The sequence below is a fragment of the Nonomuraea sp. K271 genome, assembly GCF_009908215.1.
In the GTDB taxonomy this organism is placed as follows: domain Bacteria; phylum Actinomycetota; class Actinomycetes; order Streptosporangiales; family Streptosporangiaceae; genus Nonomuraea; species Nonomuraea longispora.
Genome location: NZ_JAAAHR010000243.1, coordinates 1 through 10,821, shown reverse-complemented (window position 1 = coordinate 10,821; position 10,821 = coordinate 1). Strand labels below are relative to the sequence as shown.

The window sequence follows — 10,821 nt, the reverse complement described above, 5'->3', positions numbered from 1 at the left end:
CCTCTGGCCCCGCGACCGGTGCCTGCGCCGGGCCGTCCTCGATGACCAGGCCGTCGGAGACGACGAGGGAGGCCACGGCGGCCATGGTGCGCAGGCGCCCCTCCGGGTAGGAGGGATCGAGCGGCAGGTAGGCGGCGCCGGCTCGCCAGATCGCCAGCATGGCCACGACCGCGTCGACCGAGCCGCCGGACATCCGCAACCCGACCACGACCCCGGCACCGCATCCCGCCGGCTCTACGACCGGCTCTCCTGCCGGTTCTTGGATCGGTTGCCGGGCCGGGTCCCGGGTCGGCTCCCGGGCCGGCTTCGGGGTCAGCTTGCGGGACAGTTTCCCGGCCAGCCGGTCCACTCGCCGTTCCAGTTCGGCGTACGTGACGGTGTCCTGGCCGCAGCTCACCGCCACCTGGTCCGGGTGGGCCGCCATCGCCTGCGCGATCAGCTCGGGTGCCCGGGCCGCGGGGCCTGGACCGCCCGCGGTCGCCCACTCGGGCGGTGGGCCGCTCGCCGACTCGATCAGCGCCTCGTCGGCGGCCGTGAGCACCGGCAGGCGGGACAGCGGCGCGTGCCGGTTCCCCGCGTCGGCCACCCCGCGCAGCAGCACCTCGAACCGCGCCGCCAGGCCCGCCACCGTGGAGGCGTCGAACAGGCCGGCGTCGTAGCCGAAGGCCACCCGCAACCGCCCGGGCGCCCGCCACGCCTCCACCGTCAGGTCGAACTTCGCCTGCCGGTAGCCGTCGTCGAAGAACGACATCCGCAGGTCGCCCAGCCGGTCGCGTGCCCCGTCGGCGGTCTGGCCGTTCAGCGTGAACAGGGTCTGGAACACCGGCTTCCTGGTGATGTCCCGCTCCACGTCGAGCTCTGCCAGCAGTTGCTCGAACGGCACGTCCTGGTGCGCCATCGCGTCCAGGACCGTCCTGCGCGTACGGGTCAGCAGCTCCTCCAGCGTCGGGTCGCCCGACAGGTCGCCCCTCAGCACCAGCGTGGTGCTCAGATAACCGACGAGCGGCTCCAGCTCGACCCGGTTGCGCCCCGCAGTGGGGGAGCCCACCAGCACGTCGTCCTGCCCGGTGTGCCGGGACAGCAGGACCTGGTACGCGGCCAGCAGCACCATGAACAGCGTCACCCGGTGCCGGAGCGCCGTCGACTCCAGCGCGGACAGCAGATCGCCGGGCACGTCAAACAGGTGCACGCCGCCCCGCGAGGGCTGAGCCCCGTGCGGCCGGTCGGTGGGCAGGCTTAGCGTGGGCGCGTCGGCGAGCCGGGCCCGCCAGTACTCCAGCGCCTCCCCGTGGTCCTGCTCCCACTGCCAGAGGGCCACGTCCCCGTACTGCACGGCCAGGGCGGGCAGCTCCGGCGGACGGGCCGCCGCCGATCCCAGGGCCGCTTCGTCCCGGGCTGCTTTGTCCCGGGCTGCTTTGTCCTGGGCTGCTTCGTACAGGGCCGATTCGTACAGAGTCGCGAGGTCGTCCAGGAGGACGGTGATCGACCAGCCGTCCGCGACGATGTGGTGGAGCACCACACACAGCACGTGATCGCCGGGCCCGAGCCGGATCAGGGAGACGCGCAGCGGCGGCGCCGCCCCGAGGTCGAGCGGCGCGTTGGTGCGGGCCGCCACCAGCGCGCGGGCCTCGTCCTCGTCGCGGGCGTCCAGCCGCTCGACGCGGGCGGGCGACGGGCGCTCGACGACGGCGACCGGCCGGCCGTCCACCTCGGGGAAGCGGGTACGCAGCGGCTCGTGCCTGGCGACCAGCCCGGTCAGCGCCCGCCGCAGCGCCCCCTCGTCCAGCGGGCCCTGGAGCCTGCGCACGACGTACATGTTGTACGAGGCGTCGCCCGGAGCCAGCCGGTGCAGGAACCACAGGCGTTCCTGGGCGGGGGAGAGCGGCGGCGGCATGCCCGCCGGGCGGGGGAGCACCGGCCGGTCAGGCGTGCTCTCCTGGCGGTCCAGGGTCGCGGCGAACCCGGCCACCGTCGGGTGCGCGAACAGCCCGCGCAGCGACGCCGGCGTGCCCGCGGCCGCCAATCGGGCGATGACCCGGGTCGCCAGCAGCGAGTGACCGCCGAGCGCGAAGAAGTCGTCGCCGGAGCCGAGGTCGCCCGCGCCCAGCACCTCGGCGAAGATCCGCGCCACCTGCCGCTCCCTGGCGGTGGCCGGCCGCCCGCCCCGCCCCGCCGCTGGACGCGACGGCGCCGGCAGCGCCAGGCGGTCCACCTTGCCGTTCGGGGTCAGCGGCAGGGCGTCGAGCGCCACGACCGCCGAGGGCACCATGTACACCGGCAACCACTCCGCCGCCCGCTCCAGCAGATCGCCGGGAGCGCCGGGCGCCACGTAGGCCACCAGCAGGTCGTCCCGCGCCACCACGGCCGCCTCGCGCACCTGCGGATGCCGCAGCAGCGTGGCCTCGACCTCGCCCGGCTCGACGCGGTGGCCCCGTACCTTGACCTGGCCGTCGTCCCGCCCGAGGAACTCGAGCGTGCCGTCGCCGAGCCACCGGACCCGGTCGCCCGTGCGGTACCGGCCGCCCTCGAACGGTTCCGGGGGCTCGCCCGGCCCGCGCAGGTAGCCGAGCGCGACCCCCGCCCCGCCGATGACCAGCTCTCCCGGTACGCCGACCGGCGCGGGCGACCCCCACCGGTCGAGCACCTGGACGGTCGTGTTGGCCAGGGGCCGGCCGATGCTGACCCGCTCGGGCGACTCGGGCACCTCCCAGGCGGTCGACCAGATCGTGGTCTCCGTCGGCCCGTACAGGTTGAACAGCCGCCGCGCCCGCCCCCGAAGCCTCCTGGCCAAGGCCAGGGGCAGCGCCTCGCCCCCGGCCAGCGCGACCAGCCCGGCCGGGTCGAGCCCGCCCGCGAGCAGCATGCTCCAGCCGGAGGGCGTCGCCTGCACGTGCGTCACCCCGCTCCGGCCGATCAGCCGGGCCAGCGCCACGCCGTCCCGCGCGGTGGCGTCGCCGGCCAGCACCAGCCGCCCGCCCGTCACCAGCGGCAGGTACAGCTCCAACCCCGCGATGTCGAACGACAACGACGTGCTGCCCAGCCACGTGTCCCCGGGACGGGACCCGAGCAGGTCCGCCATCCCGGCCAGCAGGTTGACCAGCGCCGAGTGCGGCACCGCCACCCCCTTCGGCACCCCGGTGGACCCGGAGGTGTGCAGCACGTAGGCGGGGGCCCGCGGCACGGGCCCGTCCTCCTGAGGCGCGGCGCCTGGCCAGGAGCCGGACGACGCACCCTCGACGGGCCCGGGAAGGGGCACCCGCGTGATATGTCCGGGGAGAGGGGCCGACGGGGCGGCGAGCGCGAGCCGTACCCCCGCCCGCTCCACCATCGCGGCGGCCCGCGCCTTCGGCAGCGACGGATCCACCGGCAGGTAGGCGGCACCCGCCAGCATGACGCCGAGCAACGTTCCCGGCAGGTCGGCCGTGCGAGGCAGGCACACCGCCACCACCGACCCCGGCCCGGCCCCGCACGCGCGCAGCCGCCCCGCGACCGCCCGCGCCCACACCGCCACGTCAGCGTACGAACGCCGCTCCCGGTAGCGCTCCCCGCCGGGCTCAGAACCGGGCGTCTCGGCGGCCGTCCCGCCGCACTCCACGGCCACCGCGTCCGGCCGTGCCTGCGCCTGCTGGAGGAAGAGGTCCACCACGGTGCCGCCGGGCACGGCGAGCGCGGTGTCGTTCCACGCCGCGCCGACCAGCTCGCGCTCCCCGGCCGGCAGCACGTCCAGCTCGGACAGCCGGGCCGACGGGCGGGCCGCGACCGAGGCCAGCACCGTACGGAAACGAGCGGCCAGCCGGTCGGCGGAGGCCTGGTGGAACAGGTCGGCGCTGTACACGAACGCGCCGTGCAGCCCGTCCCCGTCGGGCCACAGGTCGGCCCGCAGGTCCACCATGGCGGGCGGCGCCCCGTGCGGGAACGGCTCGCTGTCCAGCCCCGCGAACGTCGCCGCCTCCCCGTAGCCGACGGCCGCGTTGTGCAGCCCGAACATGGTCTGGAACAGCGGCGTGCGGCTGAGGTCGCGTTCGATGTCGAGCGCGGACAACACCCGTTCGACGGGCGTCTCGCCGTGCGCCATGGCCTCCAGCACGGTACGGCGGGTCCGGCGCAGCAGCTCGGTGAACGGCGGGTCGCCCGACAGGTCGCCCCGCAGCACCAGCGTGGAGGCGAACAACCCCACCATCGGCTCCAGCTCGGGCCGGGAACGCCCGGCGGTGGGCGTACCGACGAGAATGTCGTCCTGGCCGGTGTGGCGGGCCAGCAGCGCCTGGTAGGCGGTGAGCAGCACCATGAACAACGTGCACCGTTCGGCCCGCGCCAGCCGCCGCAGCGCTCCCATCAGCGCCGGGTCGAGGTCGAAGTGGGACTCGCCGCCGTCGCTGCCGCGACGGGCCGGTCGGGGGCGGTCGGCGGGCAGGTCCAGCGGCGTCGCCCCGGCGAGCCTGCCCGTCCAGTAGCCGACGCCGACGCCGGCGTCGGCGGCCCGCTGCCCGTCGGCGTACCCGGCGTACGTCACCGGCAGCTCTGGCAGCTCGGGCGGCGTGCCGTGGACGCGGGCGGCGTAGCACCTGGCCAGGTCGTCCATGAGCACGTTGAGCGACCAGCCGTCGCCGATGATGTGGTGCAGCACGACGCAGAGCACGTGGTCGTCGCCGGCCAGCCGGATCAGCGTGATCCGCAGCGGCGGCGCGGCGCCCAGCTCGAAGGGGGTGTTCGTGCGCTGCTCGCACAGCCGCTCGGCCTGCTCGGGGGTCGCGAGGTCGATCAGTTCGACGGGTACGCGGCCCGGCGGGTCGACCACGGCGACCGGCTGCCCGTCGTCCTCGGGGAACCGGGTGCGCAGCGACTCGTGCCTGGCCGCCACGTCGGCGAACGCGCCCGCCAGCGCTCCGGCGTCGAGCGGGCCGCGCAGCCGGCGTACGACGGCCACCCGGTAGGCGGGGTCGGCAGGGTCGAGCCGCTGCAGGAACCAGAGCCGCTCCTGCCCGAGGGAGATCATGCGCGCAGCTCGCTGACCGCCGCCGCCACCCCGGTGACGGTGGGGTCGTCGAGGAACACGTCGAACGGCACCTCCACGCCGAGCCGTTTCCTGATCCTGGCGCTGATCTGGGTGATGGTGAGGGAGTGGCCGCCCAGGTCGTACAGGTCCTCGTCGGGGGCGACGTCGTCGATCCGCAGGACCTCCATCCAGATGAGCCGTACCTGTTCCACCAGCTCGTCGTCCACGGCCCCCGCCTCGCGCGCCGGCGCGGGGGATCCGCCGGGGGCCTGCGGCGGCGCGGCGCGGGAGATCGTGGCAACAGGGCCGGCGGCCGGTAGGAGGGTGGTCAGCGGCACGTCGGGGTCGGCGCTCGCGGCGGCCAGCAGGGCTCTCAGGTCGTGTCCCGCCGCCTCCACGTCCCGCGTGGAGATGAGGTCCGGGCTGTGATGCAGGGTGAGCCTGAGCCCGTCGTCGCCGTCCACGGCCTGCAGGTGCAGCACGTTCCTGACCGTGCGGCTGGACATCTTCCACTCGGCCGCCGTCCGCAGCCCGGGGAAGACCACGTCCGCCGCCCGCCGCCGGAAACTGATGGACACGGGGGCGAGGGCGGGCCGCGGCCTGACCCCGCCCGCCGCGCGGGCCGCGGGGATGTCGCGGAAACGGTTCAGCTCGCGCAGCTCGGCCTTGAGGGTGTGGGCGAGCTGCCTGAAGGTGGTGTCCGGCTTGGGTGCGGAGTAGACGGGCAGCTCGGTGGCGAACAACCCGATGTGGTCCCGGGTCCCGGCCCGCCGGGTGGACATGGCGATGGCGACCGCCGTCTCCGCGTTGCCGTAGGAGAACAGCAGCCCGTGCACGGCGGCGAGGAACGCCTCGAACCGCGTGACCCCGGCGGCCCGCGCCGCGGCCATCTCGCCGGTCAGGTCGAGCAGGACCTCCTCGGCGCGGCCCGCCGTCCCCGCGGTCCTGACCGTCCCGCCGATCACCACCTCGGAGGTGTCCCGCCAGCGGGCCCGCCAGTACGCGACGGCCTCCGGCGGGATCGTGAGCGGCGCGCCGTACGGCATGGGCAGCGGCGGGAGCGCCTCACCCGCGTAGGCGGCGGCGAGGTCGCGTGTCAGCAGGTCCTTGGACATGCCGTCGAACACCAGGTGGTGCCCGGCGAACAGCAGCACGTGCCGCTCCCCGGCCACCTGCGCCAGCGTGAACCGCGCGAGCGGTCCCCGCCCGAGGTCGAACGGCCGCGCGATCTCCTCGCGCAGCAGCCGTCCCGGATCGGGCGCGGCCGTGAACGTCACGGGCGGGCGCGCGGCGTCCGGCGCCAGGTGCAGGTCGCCGTCGCGCTGCTCGAACGCGCACCTCAGCACCGGATGGCGGTCGACGACCGCCTCGCACGCCCGCACCATCGCCTCCCGGTCGAGCGGCCCGTCGAACCAGAGGGCGAACGGCATGTGGTAGGCCGTTCCCGTGCCGTGCAACACCTCGGTGATCCACATCCCGTGCTGCGCCTGCGATGCCAGGACCATGTTCACTCCTCTGCCAGACGGCGCAGTTCCCGCTTGATGACCTTGCCGGCGGTGTTCCTCGGCAGAGAGTCGAGGCAGAGCAGCTTCGACGGCAGCTCGTGCCCGGCCAGCCGGCCGCCGAGGAACGACCGTACGTCGCTGAGCGCCAGCGGCTCTCGGGCCACCACCGCCGCGGCCACCGCCATGCCCATCACCGGGTGCGCGACGCCGAACACCGACGCGTCCGCCACCGCGGGATGTTCGTGCAGCGCGGCCTCGACCTGCAGCGTCGACACCTTGAACGCGCCCGATTTGATCACGTCGCCGTCGCGGTCGACGAGGTACAGGTAGCCCTCGTCGTCGAGGTAGCCCAGGTCGCCCATGCGGACCCAGCCGTCCTGGAAGGCGTCGTCGCGCTCGCCGTAGTAGGCGCGGGGATGGGCCGCCGCGCGCAACCACACCTCGCCCGTCGTCCCCTCGGGCACGGGGTTGCCCTCGGCGTCGGCGATCCTGAGCCGCGACCCGCCCGCCGCCCGGCCGAGGGAGCCGGGCCGGTCGCCGTCGTAGATCATGATGGTCTGGGCGGGCGCCGCCTCCGTGGAGGTGTAATAGTTGGCCACGGCCGCGTTCGGGAACGCGACGGTGAGCCCGGCGGCCACGGCCGGCGGGAGCGCGGCGGCGGCCGAGCCGAGCAGCAGCACGCTCGACAGGTCGTGGCGGTCCTGCACCCGGGCGTTGAGCAGCTCGATCGCCATCGCGGGCACGACGAAGCAGGTGCCGGCCGCGTACGTCTCGACGAGGGCGGCGAAGCGGGCCGGGGTGAACATCGGCAGCGTGACCACGGTGGGGGCCGTGGTAAGCGCGTGGAGCAGCATGACCTGGCCGGCGTTCGTGCCGATCGGGAAGGCGTGCACCAGATACCGGGAATGGGCGAACGGGCGGCGCTTGGGGTGCACGGGCGGGAAGGTCAGGTTGGCGTGGGTGGCGGCCACCCCCTTGGGGCGGCCCGTGGTGCCGGAGGTGTAAAGGATCTGGGCGAGCGAGAGCGGATCGATCGCGGGCGGGAGCGCGGGCGGGGCTCCCGGGCGACGTAACAGTTCCTCGAAGGCGATGACGGCGGGTCCCGGGGGCGGCTCCCGCAGCGCGTCGCGCCCGTGCACCACCGCCGCCGCGCCGCAGTGCTCGATCATGTACGCCTGCTCGGGAGGGGCCGCCCGGTCCGGCAGCGGCACCGCCACGCCGCCCGCCTTGAGCACGGCCATCCAGCTCACCGCGTAGTCCAGCCAGTCACGGCCGCCGAACACCAGCGCCACCCGCTCGCCCCGGAGCGGCCCCGGCAGCCCGCGGGCGGCGGCGGTGGAGCGCTCGTCCCATTCGCGCAGGGTCATGGCTCCCTGGCCGGCGACGACGAGGGCTTCGTGATCAGGCTCGGTGGCTGCTCGGGACGACAGGAGATCGGGGACTGGAAGGGCCGACGGAACCACCCCCAGAATTATTTTCGTCGTGCCGCTTGACGCTAGAAAAAATGCACAGAGGCGTCAAGCCCTCACCTTCAGGCGCTTGCCGACATCTGGTAACGCGTGACACACTCGCCGCGGATTCCCCGACCAGGGAGGGTTCACCAGGTGTTGATGGATGGAGAGCTCCGCGAGCGGCTCGCCGGCATGATCGCCAAGGCCACCGACGGCGCGGTCGACCCGGCCGAGGTGATGGCCGGGCGCAGCCGGCTGAGCGATCTCGGCGTCACCTCGCTCGCCTGCCTGAGGCTGATCGACGCGGTGGAGGCCGAGTTCGGGGTGCAGCTCGAACCCACCACCCTGGACGGCCTCGACGAGCTGGTGGACTACGTACGGCTGCACGGCTGAACCGCCCGGCATGGCTGAACCGGTCGACGCGCCGCTGACATGGGGCCAGCAGGACATCTGGCGGGCCGTCCTCGCGGCGCAGCCGCAGGACCACTACCTCAACATCGGCCGCGTGTTCGACGCGCCCAGGAAGCGGCCCGTCACCGTGGAGCGCGCGGTCCAGGCCCTCCACCGGCTGGTCGCCAGGCACGAGTCCCTGCGCACCCGGCTCACCGGACCGCGCGACGCGCCGCTGCAGCGGATCTTCCCGGAGACGCGGCCGGGCTTCGAGGTGGCCGGGGCCGAGCCGGGCCCGCAGGTGTGCGACCGGCTGACGGCCCGGCCGTTCCGGTACGACGAGGAGTGGCCGCTGCGGGTGGCGTTCGTGACGGAGGCAGGACACGTACGCCAGGTCGTCCTGGTCCTCAGCCACCTCGCCGCCGACGGCCACGCGGCCGACCTCCTCGTCAAGGACTTCAGGCTGCTCCTGCTGCGCGACTCCCTGCCGCCCCCGCCGGGCCCGTCGCCCAGGGAACTGGCCGCCTGGCAGGGGTCGGCCGACGGGCGGCGCCTGTCGCGGGAGACCATCGCCGCCTGGCTCGCCGAGCACGCCCGCCTCGACCCGGTCCCGCCGCCGTCGCACCCGCCGCAAAGGCCTCGATTCGTCGAGGTCACCCTGCGCTCGCCCGCCCTCGACGCCGCCGCCCAGGACGTCGCCGCCCGCAACCGGGTCAGCTCCTCCACCGTGCTGCTGGCCGCCGCGATGCGGCTGGCCGGCGGGCTCACCGGGCAGCGCTTCCACGGGATGCGGGTGATCGTGAACAACCGCTTCGCGGCCGGCCGCCGCGACGTGGTGGGCACCATCTCGCAGGAGGCGCTCGTGGTGCTCGACCTGCGCACCGGCTCGTTCGACGCGCTGGTACGCCAGGCGTGGGGGCGCGCGCTGCGCGCCTACCGGCTGGCCCAGTACGACCCGTGCGCCATGGCGGAGGCGGTCGGCGGCGCCGGGCCGGGCATCAGGTCGTTCGGCTGCTTCAACGACCAGCGGCTCGTCCAGGAGGACGGAATGCCGCGCGAGCCCGCCCCGGGGGTGACGGAGGTGGTCAGGACGGACACGATGGACCGCAACATCTGCGACTTCCGCGTGCACGTCGGCGGCGAGCCCGGCCGGATGGAGGTGTCGTGCTACGCCGACACCGCGCTGCTGCCGCCGCCGGACGCCGAGCGTTACCTGCTCGACCTGGAGAAGCTGGTGGCGGGGGAGGCGCGAACATGAGCCTGTACGCCACGTCGACGTCGTGCGCGCAGGGCGACGCGCTGCGTTTCCGCCTGCTCGACGAGGGCGGCGGGCCGATCAGGGTGGAGGATGTGCCGTCCGGGCGGACCGTCCTGGAGTGCGCCGCCGCGCCGGGACCGTTCTGGACGCTGAAGGTCGGGACGGACTGGCCCAGCTCGCTCTATCGAGCCATCTACCACGATATTTCGGCATATTTCGTCGTACGCAGTACTGTGCCCGCTTCGCCCATTCTGCTGTCGATCCCGTTCCCCACCTGGGAGGCGTACAACCGGCCCGGCGTCCCCGGGGAGGGCCTCTACCAGGCGGAGCAGCCCGACCGCGCCGTCAAGGTCACCTTCGACCGTCCCGGAGCCGGGCCGCAGGTCGAGGAGTGGGAGCTGGGCCTGCTCCGCTGGCTCGCGCCGGCCGGCTACGCCGTCGACTACTGCTCGGCCCTCGACCTGCACGCAGGCCCGGCCCCGCTCGCGGGCCCCGACCTGCTGGGCCGCTACCGGCTGCTGGTCGTCAACGGGCACGACGAGTACTGGTCGTGGGAGATGCGGGACGCGGTCGAGGAGTTCGTGCGGCGCGGCGGCAACCTCGCCGTCTTCTCCGGCAACACCTGCTGGTGGCAGGTCCGGTTCGAGGACGACCTGCGCACCATGGTCTGCTATCGCGACGCCGTGGCCGACCCCATGGCCGCCTCCGACCCGGGCCGCGTCACCGTCGAATGGCCCAGCGAACCCGTCAACCGCCCGGAGAACATCCTGACAGGCCTGTCGTTCAGGAACGGCGCCGGCTGCTGGGTCGACTCGAGCGTCATGGCCGGGGAGTGCTACACCGTCCGCTTCGCCGGGCACTGGGTGTTCGACGGCACCGGGCTGGCCGACGGCGACCCCTTCGGGCGGGGCGCTATCGGCTACGAGACGGACGCCGCCGACCTCGACTGGGTGGACGGCGTGCCCCGGGCGTCGGGCCGCGACGGCGCGCCGCCGTCGCTCGTCGTCCTCGCCACCGCCGACCTCGCCCACTGGCGCCGGTACGGCAGAGCCGGCGCCGCCACCATGAGCGTGCACCGCCTCGGCGCGGGCACCGTCTTCAACGCGGGCACCATCAACTGGGGCAACACCCTGCACGACCCGGCGCTGGCCCGCATCACCCGCAACGTCCTCGACCGTCTTTCCCGGCCTTCGCCCGGCCCCACCTGGGAGACCATCGGCC

Annotated in this window: 6 protein-coding genes; 3 read left to right on the top strand and 3 right to left on the bottom strand. The window is 74.4% G+C overall.

The annotated features are described in order from the left end of the window. The 3 genes from GUY59_RS43900 to GUY59_RS43890 form a co-directional block, all read right to left on the bottom strand. Window positions 1–4,996: non-ribosomal peptide synthetase (locus GUY59_RS43900; RefSeq protein WP_161715033.1), on the bottom strand; the 4,996-nt coding region annotated here is incomplete at its 3' end. After that, on the bottom strand, window positions 4,993–6,501 hold the full coding sequence (locus GUY59_RS43895) for a condensation domain-containing protein (protein WP_138206857.1): 1,509 nt from the start codon (window positions 6,499–6,501) through the stop codon (window positions 4,993–4,995). The genes GUY59_RS43900 and GUY59_RS43895, both read right to left, overlap by 4 nt. A 2-nt stretch (window positions 6,502–6,503) precedes the next feature. Then, window positions 6,504–7,964, bottom strand: a complete 1,461-nt coding sequence (locus GUY59_RS43890; protein ID WP_289514330.1) for a class I adenylate-forming enzyme family protein — start codon at window positions 7,962–7,964, stop codon at window positions 6,504–6,506. A gap of 147 nt (window positions 7,965–8,111) precedes the next feature. Here GUY59_RS43890 and GUY59_RS43885 point away from each other — a divergent pair, with 147 nt between their 5' ends. The 3 genes from GUY59_RS43885 to GUY59_RS43875 all read left to right on the top strand — a co-directional run. Continuing rightward, entirely contained in the window at window positions 8,112–8,345 is a 234-nt protein-coding gene (locus GUY59_RS43885) for an acyl carrier protein (RefSeq protein WP_132342027.1), read from the top strand. Between the two features lie 10 nt (window positions 8,346–8,355). Further along, the gene (locus GUY59_RS43880) at window positions 8,356–9,600 is read left to right on the top strand and encodes a condensation domain-containing protein (protein ID WP_138206853.1); all 1,245 of its coding nucleotides are present in this window, start codon (window positions 8,356–8,358) and stop codon (window positions 9,598–9,600) included. Next, a partial coding sequence (locus GUY59_RS43875) for a N,N-dimethylformamidase beta subunit family domain-containing protein (RefSeq protein WP_330849301.1) occupies window positions 9,597–10,821 on the top strand: 1,225 nt, incomplete at its 3' end. The genes GUY59_RS43880 and GUY59_RS43875, both read left to right, overlap by 4 nt.